Annotated in this window: 19 protein-coding genes; 9 read left to right on the top strand and 10 right to left on the bottom strand. The window is 41.9% G+C overall.

Annotated features, from left to right (window positions below):
* Positions 1-64 precede the first annotated feature (64 nt).
* The 6 genes from KIT51_10785 (at position 65) to KIT51_10760 (ending at position 6,496) form a co-directional block, all read left to right on the top strand.
* Positions 65-751 carry a DUF1669 domain-containing protein gene (locus tag KIT51_10785; protein ID UYN85376.1) on the top strand — a complete coding sequence of 229 codons (687 nt, stop codon included), beginning with the start codon at positions 65-67 and terminating at the stop codon, positions 749-751.
* 82 nt (positions 752-833) lie between these two features.
* A complete protein-coding gene (locus tag KIT51_10780) occupies positions 834-2,342 on the top strand; it encodes a pyruvate kinase (protein UYN85375.1) in 1,509 nt (502 codons plus the stop codon).
* Between the two features lie 67 nt (positions 2,343-2,409).
* Positions 2,410-2,991 (top strand): YceI family protein, encoded by a 582-nt coding sequence (locus KIT51_10775; protein ID UYN85374.1) that lies wholly within the window; start codon positions 2,410-2,412, stop codon positions 2,989-2,991.
* Positions 2,992-3,029: 38 nt separating this feature from the next.
* Positions 3,030-3,623 (top strand): hypothetical protein, encoded by a 594-nt coding sequence (locus KIT51_10770; protein ID UYN85373.1) that lies wholly within the window; start codon positions 3,030-3,032, stop codon positions 3,621-3,623.
* A gap of 134 nt (positions 3,624-3,757) precedes the next feature.
* A complete protein-coding gene (locus KIT51_10765) occupies positions 3,758-5,425 on the top strand; it encodes a hypothetical protein (GenBank protein ID UYN85372.1) in 1,668 nt (555 codons plus the stop codon).
* 207 nt (positions 5,426-5,632) lie between these two features.
* Complete coding sequence (locus KIT51_10760; GenBank protein ID UYN85371.1) at positions 5,633-6,496, top strand: sigma-70 family RNA polymerase sigma factor; 864 nt, start codon at positions 5,633-5,635, stop codon at positions 6,494-6,496.
* 4 nt (positions 6,497-6,500) lie between these two features.
* Here KIT51_10760 and KIT51_10755 read toward each other — a convergent pair whose 3' ends face one another.
* The 3 genes from KIT51_10755 to KIT51_10745 all read right to left on the bottom strand — a co-directional run bounded on the left by KIT51_10755 (position 6,501) and on the right by KIT51_10745 (position 10,579).
* On the bottom strand, positions 6,501-9,119 hold the full coding sequence (locus KIT51_10755) for a CHAT domain-containing protein (protein UYN85370.1): 2,619 nt from the start codon (positions 9,117-9,119) through the stop codon (positions 6,501-6,503).
* A gap of 6 nt (positions 9,120-9,125) precedes the next feature.
* Positions 9,126-9,515, bottom strand: a complete 390-nt coding sequence (locus tag KIT51_10750) for a hypothetical protein (protein UYN85369.1) — start codon at positions 9,513-9,515, stop codon at positions 9,126-9,128.
* Positions 9,516-9,583: 68 nt separating this feature from the next.
* Positions 9,584-10,579: an aminotransferase class I/II-fold pyridoxal phosphate-dependent enzyme gene (locus KIT51_10745; protein UYN85368.1), complete on the bottom strand. Its 996-nt coding sequence runs from the start codon at positions 10,577-10,579 to the stop codon at positions 9,584-9,586.
* Positions 10,580-10,623: 44 nt separating this feature from the next.
* On the opposite strand from KIT51_10745, the gene KIT51_10740 reads away from it, so the two are divergent.
* Positions 10,624-11,511 carry an MFS transporter gene (locus KIT51_10740; GenBank protein UYN85367.1) on the top strand — a complete coding sequence of 296 codons (888 nt, stop codon included), beginning with the start codon at positions 10,624-10,626 and terminating at the stop codon, positions 11,509-11,511.
* Here the strand turns inward: KIT51_10740 and KIT51_10735 are convergent.
* From KIT51_10735 to KIT51_10710, 6 genes are all read right to left on the bottom strand, one after another.
* Positions 11,497-12,747, bottom strand: coding sequence for a C69 family dipeptidase (locus KIT51_10735; protein UYN85366.1), 1,251 nt, complete (start codon positions 12,745-12,747; stop codon positions 11,497-11,499). The genes KIT51_10740 and KIT51_10735 overlap by 15 nt on opposite strands.
* A gap of 3 nt (positions 12,748-12,750) precedes the next feature.
* Positions 12,751-13,887, bottom strand: coding sequence for a carbon-nitrogen hydrolase (locus KIT51_10730; protein ID UYN85365.1), 1,137 nt, complete (start codon positions 13,885-13,887; stop codon positions 12,751-12,753).
* A 3-nt stretch (positions 13,888-13,890) separates the two neighbouring features.
* Positions 13,891-15,234, bottom strand: coding sequence for a flavin monoamine oxidase family protein (locus tag KIT51_10725; protein ID UYN85364.1), 1,344 nt, complete (start codon positions 15,232-15,234; stop codon positions 13,891-13,893).
* An 11-nt stretch (positions 15,235-15,245) separates the two neighbouring features.
* Positions 15,246-15,890, bottom strand: a complete 645-nt coding sequence (locus tag KIT51_10720) for a CDP-alcohol phosphatidyltransferase family protein (protein ID UYN85363.1) — start codon at positions 15,888-15,890, stop codon at positions 15,246-15,248.
* Positions 15,891-15,976: 86 nt separating this feature from the next.
* The gene (locus KIT51_10715; protein UYN85362.1) at positions 15,977-16,336 is read right to left on the bottom strand and encodes a hypothetical protein; all 360 of its coding nucleotides are present in this window, start codon (positions 16,334-16,336) and stop codon (positions 15,977-15,979) included.
* Between the two features lie 472 nt (positions 16,337-16,808).
* A complete protein-coding gene (locus KIT51_10710; GenBank protein UYN85361.1) occupies positions 16,809-17,393 on the bottom strand; it encodes a c-type cytochrome in 585 nt (194 codons plus the stop codon).
* 228 nt (positions 17,394-17,621) lie between these two features.
* Here KIT51_10710 and KIT51_10705 point away from each other — a divergent pair, with 228 nt between their 5' ends.
* Both KIT51_10705 and KIT51_10700 read left to right on the top strand, forming a co-directional pair.
* Positions 17,622-17,978: a helix-turn-helix transcriptional regulator gene (locus KIT51_10705; protein ID UYN85360.1), complete on the top strand. Its 357-nt coding sequence runs from the start codon at positions 17,622-17,624 to the stop codon at positions 17,976-17,978.
* Positions 17,979-18,066: 88 nt separating this feature from the next.
* A complete protein-coding gene (locus tag KIT51_10700; GenBank protein UYN85359.1) occupies positions 18,067-20,424 on the top strand; it encodes an ABC transporter permease in 2,358 nt (785 codons plus the stop codon).
* Positions 20,425-20,452: 28 nt separating this feature from the next.
* Here KIT51_10700 and KIT51_10695 read toward each other — a convergent pair whose 3' ends face one another.
* Positions 20,453-23,635 carry a membrane biogenesis protein gene (locus KIT51_10695; protein ID UYN85358.1) on the bottom strand — a complete coding sequence of 1,061 codons (3,183 nt, stop codon included), beginning with the start codon at positions 23,633-23,635 and terminating at the stop codon, positions 20,453-20,455.
* Between the last annotated feature and the right edge of the window lie 11 nt (positions 23,636-23,646).

The raw sequence follows: 23,646 nt of genomic DNA, 5'->3' as shown, positions 1-23,646 counted from the left end.
GGCACGCATATTCCTTGGATTAATTTTTTAAGTTTAAATCAAATCAGCCAACACAGCCATTTTTATGGAAGACATTATTGCACAACTGCAGTCCAGTATTGAAGATGAGTTCTTTTCAAAATCGGAGCGCAGATCGTTAAAAGCTATTTTAGCTGACAAACCGTTGGATCAGCACCAGTTGAATTTTTTAAGAAGTAAAATTTATGAGTTGGCCAACGCACGCGTTAACGCCCAAAATTATCAGTTTATAATTGAATGGATAAAAAACGCCAACAGTGCTTTGCAACCTGCTTCAAGTACCGGCCTTGACTCTTCCGATGCTTTTTTTAGCCCTGGCGAAGCATGCCAGGCAGCCATAATCCACCAGATAAACCAAGCCATTCGGGAATTGAAAATATGTGTGTTTACCATTAGTGATGACTCGATTTCGGAGGCACTTATTACCGCGCACAAAAAGGGTGTTAACGTACAGATTGTTACCGATAATGATAAGTTATTGGATGAAGGTTCCGACATTGAAGCGTTGGCAGAAGAAGGAATTGCTATACGCATAGATGATACCCCATACCACATGCACCATAAATTTATGGTAGCCGATGAGCGGGTGCTGCTAACCGGAAGCTACAACTGGACACGCAGTGCCGCCCGGTATAATCACGAGAATATTTTGCTTACCCGCGAAGGCGGTTTGGTCAGGTCTTATTTAAAAGAGTTCAGCCAATTGTGGAAGGTTATGAAACCATTCGGTTAGAGGCCTGCAAGTGGGGTCGCAAATCATGCCGCTGCATGATGTAAGTCATAGTAAAGGCTTGCCCAAACCGATAGTATTCGGTATGAATATATACCGAAGCGCGATAAACCATGAAAGGATTGTCGGCCAGTTGGAAACGCTGGCTGCCGACATGAAACATATTGAAGACTCCTTTCGGACAACGCTGGAAAATATCCATATCAGTAACCGGATCAGCGCGGTAAACCTGATCCATTACCTGGTGTTGCGCACAGCCGAAATCAGGCAAGTACAGGAATACCTGCACCAGATAGGACTTTCATCCCTTACCAGTTGTGAGAGTCATGTATTGTCACAACTCAGCAATGTTTTGCGTTGGCTCTCTCCAACCTATGTTCAACGGGATGACATCGCCTGTACCTTTGAAACGGCCGGAAGAATACGCCAGGAGAAAAGGGAACTGCTGCTTGGTGCTGATCCCTATGCCGGAAGGCCCCACATTATGGTTACCTTATCGGCCGAGGTGGCCCATGACCGTATGCACATGGAAGAAATTTTATTGGCAGGCATGACGGTAGCCCGCATTAACTGCGCACATGATGGCCCTGATACATGGCTGCAGATGATCAATACCTTAAAAAAATCGGTAGCAAAAACCGGTATTCCGTGCAAAATCTACATGGATCTTGCTGGTCCCAAAATCAGGATAAAATCCATAACCTTTAATGCCGAACAGCAGGATAAACTTAGAGTAAAAGAGCAAGATCAATTGTGCATTGTTGGTAATTTGATTGATGCAACCTTGAATGAAAAGATTGTTCAAGTTGAACCTGCTGAAATCGTTTCTATGATTAAGCCGGGTGAGCACGTATTTATCGATGACGGTAAATTTGAAGCTAAGGTTTTAAAAGCAGGAGCAGGCAAAGCAATCATTCAAATTGTTCGTATCTCTACCAAGAAACCATTTTTACGCCTTGACAAAGGCATTAACCTGCCTGATTCTGAATTATCCATTGATTCGTTAACGGCATCAGATTTATCCTGCATACCTTTTATTTGCAAGCATGCCGATATGGTTGGTTATTCATTCGTAGGCACACCCTATGACCTGGAGCGGCTCAGGAACGAACTGCGCAAACACGGCAGCGAAAACAAGTTACCTGCTATTATTTTAAAAATTGAGCGCTTGTTGGCCATTCAAAATCTACCGGGTTTATTACTTACCGGTATGCGCGATGAAAGTATGGGGGTAATGATTGCCCGTGGCGACCTGGCTGTTGAAATTGGATTTGAACGGTTAAGTGAAATACAAGAAGAAATTTTATGGATTTGCGAAGCTGCCCATGCTCCGGTTATCTGGGCAACCCAGGTGCTTGAATCATTGAATAAAACCGGCTTTGCCACCCGATCGGAAATGACAGATGCCGCTATGGGCGTAATGGCCGAATGTGTCATGTTGAATAAGGGCACACACATGGTAAAAACCATACAGGTGCTTGACAATATACTGAAGCGCCAAATAGGCCATGTGGATAAGAAGCGCTACATCATGCGGCCATTGGGTATAGCAAAAAATTTTTTAGACGAAACGCGGTTGATGGAAAAATTGTAGCGTTGGATTTATGTGATAATTCCGGTCAGGTTAAAATGATGATATTTACAAGAAGCAGTAAGGGCTTATGAGAAATGGATTATTGTGTGGCTTTCTTTTTGTTGCTTTTTCCGTGTTTGGGCAAACGGAAATGGTGCTTTCGGCCAGGGACAGTCAATTGATCATCAGCGGAACATCATCTTTACATCCCTGGCAATGCAAAGCCGAGCAACTGTCAGGACAGCTAAAGGGCGAGTTGCAAAACGGGACGATTAAAGTAATCCATTCGCTGGTGATCAATTCGGCAACTTCATTTATTCGTAGTATCAAAGAGAATGGCGAGTACTACGACAAGAATATGGATAAAAATATCTACAAAGCCCTTGATGCAGGCAGGCACCCTAATATTACATTTACATTTAACCGGCTTATTTCCAGTAAACCTTCGGGTGTAGAAATTACCGGAATACTGCGCATTGCCGGAACCAGTAAGGAAATTGTTTTATCCGCAAGGGCAACCCCAGTATCCAATGGTATAGTCTTTGAAGGTAAAACACCAATAAAAATGACAGATTATAATGTTGATCCACCCACAGCACTTTTTGGCACCATCAAAACCGGGAATGAGGTTATCGTTGAATACAAAGCAACTTTTTTTGCTGTTAAATAATCTGCACATTCGTTTATTGCCAAATTATTAATGCCTGTATGTTTCGCCTTACTACCGTGTTTGCTTTTATTACGGCATTTGTACTATTGGGTTACGAAGTTGGTGCCCAGGAGTATCGTATCTTCATACATCCCACCAGTAAGGTCACTGTTTTTGGTTCAACCAATGTTAATACCTTTAAGTTTGAATATACCGAAGAAATTTCAATTGATCGTCCTGTCCGTGTTACTATGAAGGATGGGGTGCTACGCTTATCAGGCGGAATAATTAATCTAAAGGTCCGCGCTTTTGATTCAGGCAATGGTATCATGAACAAAGACTTTCGAAAAATGTTATTGGAAGAAGAAAACCCTTTTATACAGGTGGAATTGCAAGCCCTTATGCCAACCTGGCAACCTAACGAAGTGTGGCAAGAGGGTAAAGCAGAAATTACGATAAATATTAACCAAGTTGTTAAACGCTATACCGTAAACTGTAAGGTTGAGAATCCGGGCAGCTTATTGATTTATGGAAAACAAAGGGTGTTGCTTACCGATTATGGTTTGGTACCACCCGTGCGCATGATGGGTATGGTAAAAGTAAGTGAACATGTAGACCTTGATTTTGCTTTACGCTTTGCTACCGATAGGTAAATCAGGAGGCTTTATTATGGTTTGTATTTTTTCTTTTACTTCTTCATCATTATTATTTAAATTTCGATCCATCCTTTAGATTTTAATTACTTTGGCTTACACCAGAATCATGTATGGTTCCTGATGAAAACTTTATGCGCAAAAGAAATCTTTATCCGGTAGCGACTGGTATTGCTGTTTTCCTGTTAATCAGCATTTACCTGAGCTATCAAAATAGCGTTACTATCGAAAATAACCGCAAGATTCAGGATGAAGCAGAACAAATGAAAATCAAAACGGGAAGCATAATCAGGAATTTACACCTTGCCGACCTGGGGCTTCGTGGAACAGCGCTGGTTCCTGAAAGTAGAGCGCTAAGACTTTCAACCGATTCGGCACGTCAGGCTGTTGAAGAAGCTTTTACTTCTATGGCACCGGTTTTGGAACGTCAAGGGTTCGACATGCCTTCCTTCGTAAATTTTAAAGTTAAAGTTGACTCCTACTTTCAACTTATCGATAGCATGTTTCAACTAATCGATTCAAAAAAATTGATTGAGTTTAAAGCTGTGCTGGCGGAAGATCGCGGGTACGCCCTTTACCTTGAGTATATGAAATTCCGAAATGCAGTTTTTAGTTTAGAAAACTCCATAAAAGACAAAAGTGAAGAAGAGTACCATGTTGCGCTGCGCAATGCATATCTCATCCAGTTGTTGATTTTTTTTATTACGGTGCCCATGGTTTTCTATGGCGCTTACCGATCGCTGCGGTTAATAAAAGTGGCCGAGCAACTTCGTGAATCAGAGTTGGCGCGAAACAAACTATTGGCCGATCAGAACGTCATTCTTGAAAAACTGGTGGCTGAGCGAACCAAAGAGATTTTAGCGCAGAATGAAGAAATATCTGCCCAGAATGAAGAAATATCTGCCCAGAATGAAGAGATATCGGCACATAACGAGCAACTATCGCTGCAACAAAAGGAAATTGAACTGCAGCGGAATGCACTGCTCCAGCAAAACGAAGAACTAACCGCTGCAAACACAACCATTCATGAACAAAACCTGACTATTGAGAATATCAATAAAGACCTTAAACATGAGGTTGAGCGACAAACACTTGAGTTGCGCAATGCCAATGCAGAATTGGTAGAGCACAACAGCAGGTTAAAGCAGTTCTCCTACATTGTGTCCCATAACCTGAGAGCTCCAGTGGCACGTATTTTAGGCCTCAGTTCAATTCTTAAAGCAAGCCAAAGCAAGCAGGAGACTGAAGAAATTCTGAACCATATTACGCAAGCCATAAGCGACCTCGACCAGGTAATACGTGACATCAACCAGATATTGGAAATCGAAAACCTTAATACAGCGCAATTAGATCAGGTTGATTTAAGGAAGTCGGTTGAGCGGGTACTCGATGTGCTTCAACCGGAATTGACCCTTACCAATGCCAATGTAAAATTGAATCTTGATGCCGTTAACGCTGTCAGGTTCCTTCAGCCCTACATGGAGAGTATACTTTATAACGTAATCAGTAACGCCATTAAATACCGTAACCCCGATCGGAAACTCGAAGTTGAGATAACCGCAATGGAGGAACGTGATTTCGTTCGCCTTGAAGTAAGGGACAATGGATTGGGTATAGACCTTGGAAAATACGACCAGGATTTGTTCAAGCTGTACAAAAGGTTCCATACCCACGTTGAGGGCAAGGGACTTGGCCTTTACCTGGTAAAAACCCAGCTAACTACATTGGGTGGAAAACTAAAGGTAGAGAGCAGGCTAAATGAGGGTACGGCATTTATTCTTTATTTTAAGAAGAATGTTTGATCTGGTCAGAATAAGCGCCCGGAACTTGTTGATTCTTCAGAATATCTATCGGATTTTTTGGTTTTTGACGGATGGCAAGGTAGTACAGCCTGTTAAGGCCCAGGATTGGTTTCCGGTAGCCGTTGTTTGCCAGCCCGTGTTTTCTGGGGTTTGTCTTTATATAATGGCCTTTTTGAACTATTTTTGCACGAAATCGTTCATTCCTTCATGAGACAGTTAAAAATCAGCAAACAGATTACGAATCGGGAAAGTCAATCGCTCGATAAGTATTTACAGGAAATCGGAAAAGTAGACCTCATTACGGCAGAGCAGGAAGTGGAACTTGCCAAGCGTATAAAAGCTGGAGACCAGGTAGCCCTTGAAAAGCTGACAAAAGCAAATCTGCGATTTGTTGTTTCTGTGGCAAAACAATATCAAAACAACGGCCTTACCTTAGGCGACCTTATTAATGAGGGTAACGTAGGCCTTATAAAAGCGGCTACACGCTTTGATGAAACACGCGGGTTTAAGTTCATTTCTTATGCCGTTTGGTGGATTCGCCAGTCTATCATGCAAGCCCTGGCCGAGCAATCGCGTATTGTACGGTTACCCTTGAACCGTGTAGGGTCTTTAAATAAGATTTCGAGGACATTCTCAGAACTGGAACAGAAGTTTCAGCGTGAGCCCTCGGCCGAAGAATTAGCCGAAGTATTGGATATAACCACCCAAGAGGTTCGCGATAACCTGGGTATATCCGGCCGACATGTTTCAGTAGATGCCCCATTTGCCCAGGGTGAAGAAAGCAACCTGTTGGATGTGCTGGAAAACAACAGCGAAGAAACACCCGACTCAAGCCTGATACAGGACTCACTCCGCAAAGAAGTACAGCGTGCTTTGGCTACGCTTACACAACGCGAAGCTGATGTAATTGCTTACTATTTTGGTTTGAATGGCGAACAGGCCATGACCCTGGAAGAAATAGGAGAGAAGTTTAACCTTACCCGTGAACGTGTACGCCAGATCAAAGAAAAGGCAACCCGCAGGTTAAGGCATAGCTCGCGAAGCAAGAGCTTAAAAGCATATTTAGGGTAATCGATTATCGCCCCGTCAACACAAAGGCCCCCCAGTAATACGGATCTGGGTGGGTCTTTTTAATTTCCTGCTGGGCAGCCCGAAATGCAGCACGCATGTGGCCCGGATGTTTCAACCATCGCCTGTAAAAGGCAATCATCAATTGTTGCGTAACAAAATCATCCACCTTCCATAAACTCATAATTATGGTGGAAGCACCCGCTGCCGATAAAGCCAGGCGCAATCCGTATACGCCCTCGCCCGGGTAATATTCACCAAGCCCTGTTTCGCAAGCTGATAGCACTACCAGTAGTGTATTATCCAAATTCAGGTTTACGGCTTCATAGGCTGTAAGTATTCCATCGTCCTGGTCCAGCAATGCGGGCTGATTGGCACCCGCAAGCACAACACCCGAGTTGATTAACATCCATACCAATGAATTTGATTGGCCATCATGGCCGCTAAAAAAACCATGTGTGGCCAGGTGTAAAATTTCGTTTTCTTTTATCGACTTCAACCGGGTTTCCGTTGCTGAAGAACCTTTGTACCGATCGACCGACCATCCTTTGTTTTTTAGTAGTGTATAAATCGCATCAACCTCTTTCTCAGTTCCTGGAAGGTCAGTAAACAATTGATTGGTTTCGGAAGTGATTACGGAAAATGCCGGATTTCCAAAGAGCGTAGCGCGTTGCATTACCGATTTATTTGCTTTGGGTTTTGGGCCTACGAGTTCTTTGGTATTGATGAGCTGGTGGATTTCTACCTGGTCGATCAGGTATTTTCCAGATTTTGTGTCATAAAAGGTATTCAGGTTTATCTGGTTATAGATGCCATCCGGAGAAAAATAGACACGCTTCAATTTTTGATTTTTAGGAAGGGCTTGCGAAATAGCATCGGCTATGGGTTTCCAATAAACCGCATACGAAAGGGTATCGGTGTACCTGAAGTTTATGGCATTAATGTATTGTCGTGCATACTCTTTTTCAAGTCTTCTTATCTCACTACCCTTCACAATAGCCATGCGCGGCCGGTCATCCGTTTCTTTTGTAACAATAAGGGCGGCATAGAGCAAACCGTTGTACATGCTTACCATTTCCACGGCTGCTTCACCTGGTTTTAATTTTTTCTGAATATCCCTCCATGAAATTTCTTCAACCAGGAAGCCCTTTTTGAAAGATGCTGACGCGCGACTAAGTTTTATTTCCATTTCCTCTACATAGACTGTGAGTTCGGCTATTTGATTTGCAGATGGGGTTTCGCTTCGAATCAACTGTGCAAGTTCATTTTTTAAGTATTCCCACCGTTGATAATCGGCCTTTAGTTGTTGGTTATCCCCGTTTAGAATGATTGTTTTCATTTTATGGCTTGCATTCAGAATAATGCCCTTTGTTGAAAGCTGAAGATCAAAGAGCCTTTTAGTGATATCGGGATTTTGGAAGTCTTGTCCGGGTATTGTGCCCGAAACGGTTAAAGCGAAGAGTAAATATTCCTGGAGGATATCCCGTTGGTTTCTGTAAAATGAAATTTTTTCATTCTCGCTAAGGTAGGTGAAGTTGTGTTTTACTTCTTTAAGCAAGTGGTCTGTTAGACTGTTGAATGCTGCGTCTGCTTCTTTAAAATTGGAATTATAGAAATAAGTTAGTGCCAAATTAAGCAATGTGGTTTGGTATATTCTTGGATTAATACTACCTGTTTTTTCAAGTAATGCCCTGGCTGCACGCAAATGCCCAAGAGCCTCTTCATAATTCTCCAGATAACTATATACCTCACCGAGGTTAGTTAATATTGAAATGTGGAGTTGGCTGCCATAGTAGAGGCCGTGTTCAATCATTCCCAATGCCTTTTGCCAGGAATGTATGGCTGAATCGGTTTGTTCAAGCCTTCGAAAGATATTTCCATGATTTTGAAGCGCATATAGGTAGGAGAGTGATTGTTTATTTTTTATGAGGGAAATGTACTCTGTATTCAGCAAGGTCGCTTTTTCGACCGCTCCATACTCCAGATAATAATTACACAGGTTACTGAGTATGGTTTTGTATTCGTTCAGGCCCAAAACTTCTTGCCCCATTGCTTCTTTTAAAAAGGTAATGGTTTCTTCCAATTCAGTTATTGCCTTCTTAAGCTGTCCGGTTCTTCGATGTAGGGAAGCCATAGAATTTTGAATGTGTGCAAAAGCCAGGATAAAATTCAATATGTTGTTGCTGTAGTACTCACGGTTATTGGTATATGCCAACTGAATAAAATCAAGGCATTTTCTCAGGTAAATTTCACAGCTATCGTATTGTCCTGATTCTAAAAATAAATTGGCAAGCTCAACCCGTGTTTGAATACGGTCGATATGGCCAAAATCGTATTGTTTGTCGGCAACAAAAATGGTGAAACGAAACATATCAGCAGCTTTTCCATAATTACCGGTAGCCTTATTGATTTGCGCGAGCGTTGTGAGGCTGCTGGCGTAGGCTGAACTGATTTTTCCTGAATCAACTTCAGCTCGGATCAAAGCTTTTTCTATTATTTCCTGAGCCAACGTATAGTTACCTTCAATGTAAAGTTTTAGTCCTTTGGTATTCAGCGAATCCCATGTTTGCGCCTTAACTGTTGGTATGATAAGGGTTACCAGGAGACTATAGACTATACGCATCATAATTGTTCAATGCTGATCAATTTTATCCTTTAGCCAATCTTCAGCTGCTTGCCGATCCGTAAAAATTTTAAACTGATAGCCGCGTATGCGGCAAATTTTTTCCCAAAAAGCATCAAATTGTTCTTCGGCCGGGTTAATAACAACGGCCATTACAATATCTTGAAATTCAGAAACACGGGATTCATAAATCCTAACAATATTAAAGGCATCGGTAGCAAGAAGCCTGGTTACAACCTCGGAGTAGTCGACTAATAAGTATTTACTTTTTGTTTCACTTAAAGCCATGGCAATTTGCCGTGTACCTTCTAAAACTTCAGCTAATGTGTTGCGTCTTCCATAGCCTTTTGCCACGAGATAAGAATCAGATAGTTGAATTTCTAAGGTAAAGGATGACATGAGAGGAATAAACCTCTAAAGTATCAATTTTAAGCAACAGAATATGATTATTTTGATCGTTGAATAGCCTAGGCTGGAACAGCCCTGATTTCGTCAATGCACTTTTTCATTTTGTACAGTGTGTCTTCAATGTTCGCATCCAATCCAATACTCATACGAATAAGGCCATCGCCAAGTCCCATCGCCTCGCGCTCGCCTTCGGGTATTTCAGACGAAGTGCTGCTTCCGGGAGCGCTGAATAAGGTTTTATAAAACCCAAGGCTGACAGCCAGGTACCCCAGGTTTTGTTGCTGCATGCGTTCCATAAGCTTGTATGCATTTTGTTTTGTTCCAACATTAAGCACCAACATACCTCCGTAACCAAATTCAGGGTTCATTGTCGCTTTCATCAGGGTATGTTGCGGATGGTCAGTAAGTCCGGGATAACGGACTTCCATGCCTGATTTTGAAAGTTCAGTGGCCAGGTAGAGTGCGTTTTTACTATGTTGTTGCATACGAACGTGCAGGCTATGTAGATTTTTCAGTACAGAAGCTGCACGCAGGCTATCCATTACTGGCCCCAATAACATAATCATTCCATTGTTCACATCACTTAGTTTATGGATAAATTCATCCGAAGCGCAAATTGCACCAGCCACGGTATCGCTGGTTCCGTTTATGAACTTTGTTAAACTGTGAACAACAATATCTGCTCCCAGCTTGGCAGGCGAAATAATCAATGGGGTAAAGGTGTTGTCCACAATCAGTTTTAGGCCATATTTATTACTTAGTTTGGAAAGTGCCTTAATATCCGTAACCTCAAGTAAAGGATTACTTACCGATTCACAGTAGATGACTTTTGTTGCCGGTGTTATGGCCTTTTCTACACGATCAATGTTGGTGATGTCAACAAAGTTGGTCTTAATACCAAACCGGGGAGCGACATTTTTTAAGAACGCATATGTTCCTCCGTATACCATGCGATTACAAATAATTTCATCGCCTTGCCTGCATAGCTGCAGCAAAGTTGTGGTTATCGCTGCCATTCCTGACGCGGTTACTGCAGCCGATTCTGTATTCTCCATTTTGGCCAAGGCCTGGCTCAGGTATCGGTTGGTTGGATTCCTTCATGGCCCGCACGTTGGATCGACTGGGTAAGGGTATTCGTACCGGTGCCCGTGATGCCATGCTTTCGGATGAAGCTACATCAGAAACAAAGGGGAGGGTGTTTGGGCTTCATCGGGCTATGGATACGTTGGGTGCTGTAGTTGGTCCGCTATTGGCGTTGCTATTCTTATACATTTACCCGCAGCACTACAAAGCACTATTTCTGATTGCTTTCATTCCGGGTGTTATTGCAATTAGTTTCACCTCTTTACTAAAAGAGAAAAGTAAACACATTACAAAAGTTGATTTCAGAGGCACATCAGTATTTGCGTTTGCCCGATATTGGAATGAAAGCTTACCTTCGTACAAACGACTTGTCGCTGGATTACTGGCCTTTGCATTGATTAACAGTTCGGATGTTTTTTTATTACTCAAGGTAAAGGAGAGCGGAATGGATGATACTGTAGTTATCGGGGTTTATATTTTTTATAACCTCATTTACGCACTAACGGCTTACCCGATGGGCAGGCTTAGTGACCGGATTGGTTTTAAAAAAACTTTTATAATGGGCTTGACCTTTTTTTTGTTGGTGTATGCCGGCATGGCTTTCGGTACTACGCTTGTGCACTTCCTCATACTATTCACCATTTACGGATTGTTTGCCGCTGCTACTGAAAGTGTGGCAAAAGCCTGGATCACTAACATTAGTCATAACCGCGATACAGCAACGGCCATTGGTACTTATACCGGATTTCAAAGTGTATTTACCATGATGGCAAGCATAATTGCCGGTTGGTTGTGGATGGCTTATGGGGCAAGCACTGTTTTCCTACTAACATCTTTTTTCACTGCCCTAGTAGTATTGTATTTTTTGCTTGGTGGTATCAATGAAAAATCAGTAACTGAGTAATGACCATTCGGTCAATGCTTCATTGATCTTCTGTAGGCAATCTGAACTGAAATTCTCAAGCTCGGCAACCGTTGGACTTGACTTTATTAGTTGCTGCTCATCGGAAATAAATTGTTGTTGTAATGAAAGCCTATTCTCATTTATCAATGATTTTCTATGCTTATAATCCTTACCTATCCACTTGTGAAGCATTTCGGCTTTCCACCAGAGTGAATCATCAGGTTTTGCTGATGGCTGCTTAATCTTACTGATAACATTCGTCCCAAAAAAGAATGGTATATATACGGATAAGCAGGGGTGCGGAGTGCCTGTTAACCATACAGTAGGTGGCCCCTCAGTCCTGATTTGTGCAACCATACTTCCGGTGGTACTGCTTGGATTTAGTAGTCCTGTAGCATGCATGCAAATTGAACCTGTATTCGCTCTAGAAGGTTTAAATGTTGATTCCTCCGTATTATGAGTTTGTAGAATAGTCATACAGTCCGCTGCTGTAATTTTTCCTCTTTTGCGAATGGCAAGTTCTGCCGTGCAGGCTTCACGTTTGGCGGCCCTGCCCATGCGCGTGTAAAACCAATCTGAATAAACTTGGTGAAAATCAAATGTTTCCTCCTCATTCCACCATTTATTCTTTTTGGCGAATGCCATTGCACCCGAACTTAGCTGATCATAGCGAGTTCCTATACTCAAACGGTTTGAAATACTTCTTATGTCTTTTACTTCTTGTACAACCCATTCCCGTCCTGCAGTTTCCAACACAAATGCGGATTGACTGTCGGCAATCAAAAAACTATTATGATAATAGAATCGCTTGTTCTTATAGCCACCACATGCATTCTGACCATACAACTCAAGAAGTGAAGTAATGCAGGTAACAGCTTCACGTGCCGACTGACTTCTCTCCAGGGCCAACCGTAGTAAATCCATTCCCGTGAGACCATTATTATGCTTTTCAAACTTTGCTTTGGTAAACACCGCTTCGTTGCCAATGGCTACGCCATATTCATTGACCCCCATTTCCGCACCCCACATCTGAAATGGTTTTGATAAAATGCATTCGTAGGTCTCGGAAACTTGCGGGATAGAAATGAAGGTACAATGAACAGAGGCTTCTGTCCGGAGCATTCGCGGACAATAGATTATGGATTGCGCTTCATCAGGTTCGCGATCAGAGTTCTTGGCTAACAGCAATTGACCATCATGTGTGGCTTTCGGAAGGGCAACAAACGTATCGCACATAAGTTAAAAGCAAAGATTCCAGATTCCAGCCTGATCAGATTTCTGCACGGGAAGTAATTGACCATCCTTAATGAAAAAAGGCTGCCCATCACTGCCTAAATCCCACAATTCTCCTCGCAAGAAAACATTTACGCCAATCGTTGCCCCGCAACTTTTTAGTCTGCCAGGTAGTGCGTACTTTATCCAAGCTTCCTGTTCGGTGAGTTTGCCAATGTCATCATCAATTACATCACCGGGTTCATTACCTCCATCATATCCTTTCCACTCCATAGCCATAGTATTTTCACCGGAGCAATAGGAATTAACCAATACCACATCAGCTTTCAGTTCACTAATCTGTGCATAACTTTCAGGATACCACGAGTCGGCACAAACGAGTACAGCTGTTTTACCAACTGAAAGATCGTAAGCCTGCAACTCATTTACCGGATAGGCACTTACAAAGGGTTGTTCACTGCTAATGGGGAAAGATTTTCTTGTTACGATTTGATCAATTTTACCATCAGGATAGAAAATGAAACTGGCATTATATAATGGCTTTGATAAAACAACATTGATCTGGTTTGTGTTGCGAATAGTCGGGCCGGGCAAAACAATAGAACCCGCATTTATAGTGACGGCATACTCACTGGAGAGTTTCGTAAAAACCTCGGCATAAATGTGAGCCATGGCTTGTGCCTTCATTCTGAACAGGGCAGCAGCAAATGCATCTTTTTCATTTTGCCCCTTTCTGTAGGCTTGTATGAATTGAATCGGATTGCTCAGAACCATCAAAGTCATGGCAAAATTGATGGAGGAGGCTTCAATAACAGATTGTTTTTCATGGCTCACCACCAGCCAGGTTCCAAGGTATTCCGGAAGAAGTACAACGGTATTGGTCTTGAAATACCCCGCCTTACTGGCTTCATCAAAGTATGTCCTCAGCTTTCCATAAAAATGGTCCTTGCTTTGGTAATCGGTGGGAAGCATGTAAGGCTGAATACCCACAATATTTCTGTGGCACAACGAGTCGTCTGCTGAGATAACTTCAATCTGATCTAAGTAAGAATCTGGCTTTAGTGGCAGTTCATCGCGACCAATAAATGTCCAGGTACTATAAAGAACAGCAATAATTACTAAAACAAGTATTATTCTTTTCATTTATCAAATTAGCTTAACTACTTCATTTGCTGCACGTTCGCCTGCCCGAACAGCACCTTCAATATAGCCATACCAAATATCCGATGTTTCGGTGCCAGCCCAGTGTATCCTTCCAAAGGGTTTGGATAATTCATCTTGAAAGTTAGTCCATGCCCCGGTTGGATAAATGCCGGCATAGCATCCACGGCTCCATGCCTCGTCAGCCCAACAATGATCGATATAGTGCTTAGGGTATGAAGCTTCCTTGCCGAAGTACCGCGCAAAGGAGTTGAGGGCAATTTGCTTACGCATTGTTTCTTCTTTAGAAAAGAAATCACGTGCCCGGTTGGCAATACAGAAAGCCAGCAATACTCCATATTCTCCGTCAACGGGTGAGGAATCAAAAAAAGTTTGAAATGGACTTAGCTCATCGGCCACTACTTGTCCGCTAAAACCTTTATCGCGCCAGAATGGCTTTTCATAGATGCCTAACACCTTTCCAACAATGCCCATCGACATTTTATCCAGCAATTGAGATTTATGTAATGGGAGCGATGGTTGAAAATCAATTGCTTTGATAAGCGGTGGGGGAATGGCTACAATTGCCCGCCTGGCTTCATAGGAGAATCCTTCTCCTATGACAGTCACCGAGTTATCATGTTGAATAATCTGCTTTACTGCACTATTCAAGCGTATAGAATGCATCAACGATTCAGCAATTCGATCGGTCAACTCCTGCATACCACCTTTAATACGATGCTGCTGTGCGCCATCTTTAATACTTAAGAGTGTATTCAAATTGGTGCCCGAGCGAATGTAGAACAATGCGTGCAGCAATGACACTTCATTTAGCTCGCAGGCATAAACCGTTTCGAGACCGGCCCGAACAACTTTATAACAATTTTTTGTGTAGCAGTTTTTCCTTACAAATACTTCAAGCGATAGGCCGTCCCATGCTGCTGCGTGTTTGTTCTTCCACGGTTGCTCCACTGAAATGCCTTTTGCTAAACGATCCAGTTTCTTCAACAAAAGATCAATATTGATTAGTGAGGCAACATCCATTTTTGGAATTAAGCCGGTGTAGGTTTTAATGATCTGGTTTAGATCAATAATATTTTTCCCTTCGTTGTAGGTCTCGTACCACTGAACATTGTGTTGTTTGCAAAGTGCATACATACGGTCTTGTGTGGGGCCAATCCACTGCCCGCCAAGGTCTACATAGCTTCCATCCTCAAGTCTTTGCGTATGAGTTCTTCCGCCCAACCTGTCGCGTGCTTCCAAAAGCATAAATGATTTGTGAGACTTCAGTAAAGCCTGTGCCGCAGCCAGCCCGGAAAAACCTCCGCCTATCACGATTACATCAAGCATAAAGTAAGTAGTTATTTATTTTGTTCATCTTGAATAATCTTCACTGCCCAGTAAATTCCCTTTACATTTTCGCGCCAGGTGGGCAATATGCCGATCATGATAATCTCTTCAATGATTTCGATGGCGGTTAATGCAACAGCAACGTAGAATAACCTATAAACGGGTTGTTCTATAAAAAACATAGTACACATAAAAACGCCTTGAAAAACGGCAGCAACCTTAGCCAGTAATGTATGAAAGCTGGTCATTTTGCGGTAACGGATTAATGCATACACCAGTTGTACCAGGTAAATGATAAAAAGAAAGAGAATAATTAGCCCCTGATCTTTTAGGAATTGAGGGTGCACAAAGAACAGCCCGATTATTGCTGCCAATACGGTTAAGTCATCGCCAATGGAATCAAGACGTGAACCAAGAATACTGGTCACGTTGAATTTCCGTGCAAGGTATCCATCCAGTGCATCAGTTAAGAAGCTGATTACCAGCAACCACTTAAAGTAATCGTATTTACCCTGGACAAGCAAAAAGATAAAAATGGGGAAGGCCAATATCCTGAAAAAGGTGATGAAATTTACCAGGCGCATAGGGCGCCTTGCTCGGAAAAGCAAGTAATGCAAAGAGCGAATCGGTCCGGAAGAAAAGCTGGTATTATTCATCTCAATTAAAATTGAGATAAATATTTAACACCGCAAAGCGGCTAAATTATTGAAAGCTCAGTTGTGTAAGGTTTAAGAGCAGCTGACTATCGGGCAGGAACTTGTTTTTGGAAACGCAACAGACCTCTCTCTTTCACCAGGTACTCAAGTATTTCTTCGTGTTTACCGGTACTATCTTCAATTACCAGGGTATATTTCCCGTAGGGCAAGCCATTAAAATTATACGGGCGGGAGAACGTGCTCACGTTTACAATGACCTCGGAAAACACAGCCCTGTTCTTGCTATCGTAAATGCTCACCTTAATTTTATCGGATTGCCTACTGTGGTACGAAACAGTGAAGATACCTGATCCATTGTTTTCTACAGAATAAAAACGATCTGGATCGGATGCCAGAGTAGAAATGGAGAGCAATACTAAAATGATGCAATAAAAGGCTTGTTTCATTTTTCCGTTATCTTATCCGTAATGAGTTGACCGCAAATTTCACTTAATGAAACGCTAAATGATGCTAATGGTTTTGAAGTAACCGTTGCGTGTAAGGATATGGTCAAGATTCACAAGACCGAATTTTAGGATGTAAATGGTTGCTTTCAGCATATTTTCGTTGGTGTAGCCGTGCTCTGTTCCATTTGTATTGGTTCGCTACGACTGCCATCAAAATTTTATGTGGAAACTTATTGTTGATCACTAAAAATAAGTTAACAAAACCTTAACCTTTTGCTGGCGCGCCCGTCAGGTGCTGAGGCTATTTCACTTGCGTTTGGTAATTCCTCCCGGAAGTTGGAGGAACCAAAACAACAGGAATGATGCCGTCATCAGTATGATAAAGCCAAAGAAGATCGAAAGAAGGATCATTGAACTCCATAAAATTTAAAGGTGTAACAAATAAATACGATATGGTCTGCATAACCTTACCTTACTTTAAAGCAATCTTATCCATTTCATTAGGCGCAATTGGGGAAGGCACCAGGTTTTCAACAGGCTTCAGTGAATGGAGGTATGCGAAAATGGCTTTTAACTCGTCATCGGAAAAATTTCGGTACATTTCCCAAGGCATTGGCGGTAATAAACTTCTGCTTCCTTCAAGACCTTTATATTTTCCTTTGCGTATAGCGGTTTTAAATTGCTCGAAACTCCAGTTTCCAATACCCGTATCGTCTGGTGTTAAATTGGCAGCATACGATATGCCCCATGATCCAACAAACCCAGTTAACCCTTGACTGAACAATATCCAATTCTGGCTGCCGGCCGGTATTGCAGGGAGTTTTTCATCCTTCGGGTGGCCAGACAATAATTTCTCAGGATCGGGAACTGGCCCTTCAGGTGTCATTATTTTTGGCGAGTGACAATCATGGCATGCGCTAACCGTAACTAAATGCTGACCTCTTTTTATTAGCTCTTTATCCGAGAAATCAATACCGGTTGTTTTCTCAGGTGAGCGGAACATACATCCGGTTATTCCAATAATTGTAGCAAAGCCAATGAGGGTTATATGTTTCATAAAAGATTGTTTTTGGCATATACACGGCTGATGATTTTGTGGGTAGTACGCGAAATCACTTTTTTGTTTAATGGTATGGACTTAATTAATTAAAATTTCGATGTAACCTTAAGCGCTTTATTTCGTCCATATGCACCATAAGCCATTCGTACGATGCATACAGGTAAACACAGTACTATACAAAATCCTCGTAGCACTGTGGTTTTGCACCCACATGCGGATTCCTTAATGCCGGTCAGCTACAATGATCTGGAATGTGGACACTTCAATGATAAAGATGGTGAGGTTTGCAGTTCGATACGACATTACCTGATACAGCATTTTTTAGAAGATCATACACTGGAAAAGCTATCAAGGTACTTTGGTATTAATCCAAATAAGCTCATGTACCTGTTTCGTAAGGCCTTTAACAAAAGTGTTTTCGAATATCTTGCCGAATTACGAATGGAATTTGCAAAGCGCCTTTTGCAGAAGGGTAATATGCGTGTGGTAGATGTAGCCCGAGCCATTGGCTACAAAAACCCGAATCACTTTTCTACGGCCTTTAAAAGACGGTTTGGGGTTTCGCCAACTGCAATAAAATAGCATATAAGAATGTAACCTTTTAAAAAGGGTATGGTAAATCCTAAGCAACCTTTTTAATTGGAATAGGTCTCTTTTGAAATTTACATCCATGCTTAAACACAACCTGGTCATTATTTATAGGAATTTTCTTCGCAGTAAAGGATACTTCCTGATTAACCTCATAGGCCTTGCTGCAGGCCTGGTGTGTACATTATTAATATTTCTATGGGTTCGTGATGAACTTACTATGGATAAGTTTCATAAAAAGGAATCCCGGTTGTTTCAGGTTATGGAACATCAGCAATATGCCTATAATATTATGACCACAACGTCTACTCCGGGTATCTTGGCTGAAACCCTGAAAGAGGAAGTTCCTGAAGTAGAATATGCTGCCACTACCATGTGGATAGAGCCTTATACACTAAGTATTGGTGAGCATAATGTAAAGGCTGATGGATACCATGTGGGCTCGGACTATTTCAATATTTTTTCATTTCCATTACTTGAGGGTGATGCCAATACAGTATTGAATGACAAATATGCTATGGCTATTTCAAAAGATTTGGCACTCAGGCTTTTTAACACTACTGAAAATGTTGTAGGTAAAACGGTGGAGTTTCAACACGAAAAGGTATTTACTGTAAGTGGCATATTTGAGCCGATACCCTCTACTTCATCCTTTAAGTTTGACTTTGTAATGAACTATGAGGAGCGTAAAGCCGAGCAGGAATGGCTTCGTAGTTGGGGAAGCAATGGGCCGTCAACCTATGTTGTTCTTCATGAGGGGAGCGATGCAACTGCTGTAAGTGAAAAGATCAAGGACTTTGTAAAAGCAAGAAATGAGCAATCAAACGTAACCCTGTTCCTCAAACCATTTTCCGAGCGCTATTTGTATGGTCGTTATGAAAACGGAAAGCCTGCCGGAGGGCGCATAGAGTATGTGCGGTTATTTGCCATTATTGCTGTATTCATCTTGCTTATAGCCTGTATTAATTTTATGAACCTTTCCACAGCTCGCGCATCGCGAAAAGCAAAGGAAGTAGGCATCAAAAAATCCGTGGGTGCGCAACGATATTCACTGGCTGTACAATTTCTGAGTGAGTCTTTGATTACTGCGTTGCTGTCATTGTTTTTAGCATTAGCCGTAGTGTGGTTGTTTTTGCCTCAATTCAATTTAATCACCGATAAACAAATAGCGATGTCATTCAATAACCTTACCGTAATGTTGGTTGTTATATCAATTACAATCATAACCGGGTTGGTTGCCGGTAGTTATCCGGCTATTTTTCTTTCGGGTTTTAAACCAGCAGCAGTGTTGAAAGGTGAACTGAAGGGATCGTGGGGTGAGTTATGGGCGCGTAAGGGTTTGGTGGTATTCCAGTTTTTTCTTTCGATAATACTGATCGTTTCAGTACTGGTTATATACAAACAGATTGAGTTTGTTCAACAGAAAAGTCTTGGGTATAAGAAAGACAACCTGATTAAACTTCCCATTGAGGGTAAAGTTGAAACCTCACTGGATGCATTTTTGAATGAAGTAAAAAACATTCCGGGTGTTCTTAATGCTTCCAGTATGGGCCATAGTTTGCTGGGACGTAATAACAACACCAGCGGACTTACCTGGGAGGGGAAGAATCCGGATGACCTGATCTTATTTGAAAATGTCAGGGTGAATTATGATTTGCTCGAAACGCTTGGTGTGCAATTGGCTGAAGGTCGTTTTTTTTCAAGAGATTATGGCGCAGATACAGCAAAAATCATTTTCAATGAAGCTGCTATTAAGGTAATGAACCTTGAAGATCCCATTGGAAAAGTAATCAGGCTGTGGGGGCAGTATGATCTGGAAATTATAGGTGTTGTGAAGGATTTTCATTTTTCATCACTGCACGAACAGGTTAATCCTTTGTTTTTTGTGCTCAATCCGGGCAGCACATGGAATGTTATGATAAGGATTGAAGGAGGTAGAGAGAAAGAGGTCATATCATCGCTAACACAATTTTATTCATCGTTTAATCCAGGTTTTACTTTCGATTACCGTTTTCAGGATGAAGACTATGCACGGTTATATAAATCAGAAAAGCGTGTAGCTTCCTTATCGGGATACTTTGCCGGATTTGCCGTGCTTATTTCGTGCCTGGGCCTGTTTGGATTGGCCGCCTTTACGGCTGAACGGAGGCAAAAAGAAATTGGGATACGAAAGGCTTTGGGATCTACTTCGGCAAATATTGTACTGCTCTTATCGGGTGATTTCACACGCATGGTATTGACCTCTATTCTGCTTGCCCTGCCAGTAAGTTATTGGTTGCTGGCCAAATGGTTGGAGCAATTCGCCTTTCATATTGAACTGGAGGCCTGGTACTTTGTAGCCGCAGGTTTACTAGCTTTGGTAGTAGCGTGGTTAACGGTTGCTTCCCAGGCTATTAAAGCATCATTGATAAACCCTGTACTGTGTTTACGAAATGAATAACAAGGTGCTGAACGGATGAAAACGAAAATCAGGACTGATCACTTTTGTTCTTGCCCAGGGATATTTTGTAATTGTCAGGAGTACCGGTTAACCGAAGGTTAATAAACCTGACCTTCTTCGACTCATCACGGTATTGGATTTCATCTTCCTGGTCAGCATTATCCTGCCTTTTTCCAAATAATTTTGTCATGCCCACTTGGGTAACCAGTTTCAGGGGAATGCTTAAGTAATATTCCATGTTCATGTTCAAATCCTGCTTGCCCGAAAGTTCAATAAACCCCAGGGTTGAGTTTATGGTCATACGGGGAATGGTTAGTGTACCGTTATTGATCGTAAATGTATTTCGCAGTGTATCGAATCGTATCCTGTTAAGGTTTTTGTCTTTAAAATAGTCGGCCAAAGCATCCAATGCAGCGTAGCGTTCTAATCTTCCTTGCGTCACTTCTACATCCAACTGTATTTCTGAATCATCCAGTATGGGAACCATATCAGCGTGTACATGGATTTTACCTGTGAGCCTGCCATTGAGCTTTCCATGCAGGTTCTCGGAAACCAGGTGCTCCTGCCCAAAGTTTTCAAATTTGAAGAGTAATTTATCCAGGTCAACGTTTTTTATTCGCATATCCGGACTTAGGTAAATTTTATTCCTGTCAGATCCGTTAAAATATCCTTTCATTGATATTGCTCCTCCTGCGGCCCGTAATGACAGTGTATCAATAAATATATAGTGATCTTCCCGGGTCCGTGCACGGCCAAAGAAATCATCGATCAAGTATCGGTGATAGTTAAGATGCTTGATGTCAAAAACAAAGTTCATATCCGTAAAGGGAAGATCGTATATATTGAACACGGCTTCGTGGTCTTCCGGAGTAAGTTGTTTACCCGCTGGTGGCGGATTGTAATTGAATAGTTCGTCAAAATCGAGATGAGCTGACTGCAGCGAAAAGTGATTGTCTTTTTTTCTGATGGCCTTATCCTGACCTAAGTAGTAATTCATGTTTGCCAGAAATTCACTTTTACCAACTTTACCGCTCATATTTTCAACCGCCAGGTGCTCATCTTCATAATGAATTCTTCCCTTAAATTTCTCGAAGCGCATGGGGTGTACCTTCATCTGCGCCTCAAGTTTATCGATGTATATATCGGAGGACGCCAGTCCTTTGTTAAAATGCAAATCGGCCTGTCCATGGATTTTTAAATCTTTGAATTCCTCATGCCGGTAATCCTCGGGCACGTAGTTCTCTCCGCCATATGAAAACAGATCTTCCAGTTGCAATAATTTCGAGTTGAGGTTAAATTCGATTCGTGTGTCGCCAAGTGGTTGTTGCAAAAACCATAGATCGTAATGGCTCAGTTTTCCGTTGAAGTGGAAATCGCTTTTATCGATCATTCCGGTAAAGTCAATGATCCGGAAATTCTCATCATCAATAAATACATCTGCATGAAAATCGTGAAGCGTATGAGGATAATGCGTGAGCTTGGCATATAAATCCTCAATAAAAAACTCGCCTACCGGTAAGTTAGGTGATTCCGTAAATGCCCGTGCAGAACTGTTGAACTTGAATTTCATACTCAGGTCCCTGATTTGCTCATTTACTGGTTTATGTTTCAACGTGTCGCCTGAGGTGAGTTGCTTAACATCTAACAAGTTTGATTTAATCAGCAATATGGCACTTACAGGGTCAGCGGTGTGGTGGAGTATGGCCGGTAAATCGCTTATGCTGGCTTCAATCGAAAGATCGGATTCGCCAACCTTCATACGAAAATGGTCAATGATAGCTTTATGACCATCCATGGACGCTTTTATATCAATATCCCGAAAGGGCAAGTGGAAGGCTGAGGACTTAAAACCAAGTTTGCTTACTTCCAATTCTGTGAAGTAAGATTCATTCAGTTTCTCGATACTTTTTTCGGGATTGGCCAGGTCAACGATATCATGAAAATTCATGGTGAGCACAACGTGGCCCCTCAGGTCTTCGATATCGGTTATGTTTAAGAAATCTGTTAAAAAGTCAAGTTCAAAATCAGAACGTATCTGCATGTCAATTTCAGGTGACTCAAAATTTTTTACCACTAAATTGCCGCTAAAGGTTCCGGCTTCAGGCCTTGCACTAAAGTCCATCAAGCCAAATTCCATGGTAGAAACTTTTCCTGAATCACCGGTTGTGAAGTAGCCCCTGAAAAACAAGTCATCCAACCTTTTGCTGGAGCGTTTATTGCTGAAAAATGCTTCTGCACATCCAAACTCGGCCAGCACCATGGGGTTATATCCGTTTATGGTTTTGCCTTTTACAGATGCTTTAAAAAATATTTTACCGGCATTTTCATAACGTTGAAACACGGGCGTGATTTCTTCGGGCGCGAAGGCGAGGAATAAATCAAAGTTTGGCTTTTGTCCTTCAATGGCTATATCAACATACAAGTCGTCATCAAAATCGGCCTGGCCATACATTTTGAACAGCGCATTTTCAAGTTGTACTTCTGACGGCTTTATGGTTAAAATTTTCTCAGTCTCTACATAATCAAGTTGCGTGTTCAGGCGGAAGTGCTTGTGCTTGACAAACGTAGTGTCGCCTTCTTTTACGATGGTTAGCTCAAACTTACTGTCAATGCCAACCATAATCCGATTCTCACTTGTTTTAAATTTTGATTTAGCATGCGCAATGAAAACGTCCAGCAGTATCCCGGTTTCTTCATTAAGTTTAAGCAAGTCTATGTTTTGCAGTTGTATGGTTTTAATGTCCATAGCAAAGCCAGTATCAGATGATTCCTCTTCTTTGGTGCTGGATAGAGCATTGGCGATGTTAAAACTTCCGTCCGCTAATTGAACAAGGTTGATTGCGCCATCTGAAAGTTTCACGGATTTTATTTCGAGGGAACCACGAAGAAGGGTGAAAATATCAAACCCTACGTACACATCAGCCACGTCCAGTATTGGCAATGCGCCTTGCAATTTGTTTTCATAAACCGTTACATGATCCAGGTCGATGGATACGTAAGGGAAATTAACAAAGGGGGAGATGTGGCTATCTTCAATTTCAAGCCTGCCCCTGAAGTCTTCATTTACCGTTGAGAGCAAGTGCTGTACAATGGCATCCTGTTTCCAGAAAAGGATTAGCGTGACCGAACAAAACAGCACAACAGGAGCAAGTAAAGCTAGTATGATAATCCGCTTCCAGAATTTGCTGTTTTTTAGAAGATTTTTATTCATGGCCTACAACT

It is taken from the genome of Cyclobacteriaceae bacterium (assembly GCA_025808415.1).
GTDB lineage: Bacteria > Bacteroidota > Bacteroidia > Cytophagales > Cyclobacteriaceae > UBA2336.
The sequence above is the reverse complement of the archived record's forward strand: the minus strand, read 5'-3'. Positions and strand labels throughout refer to the sequence as shown.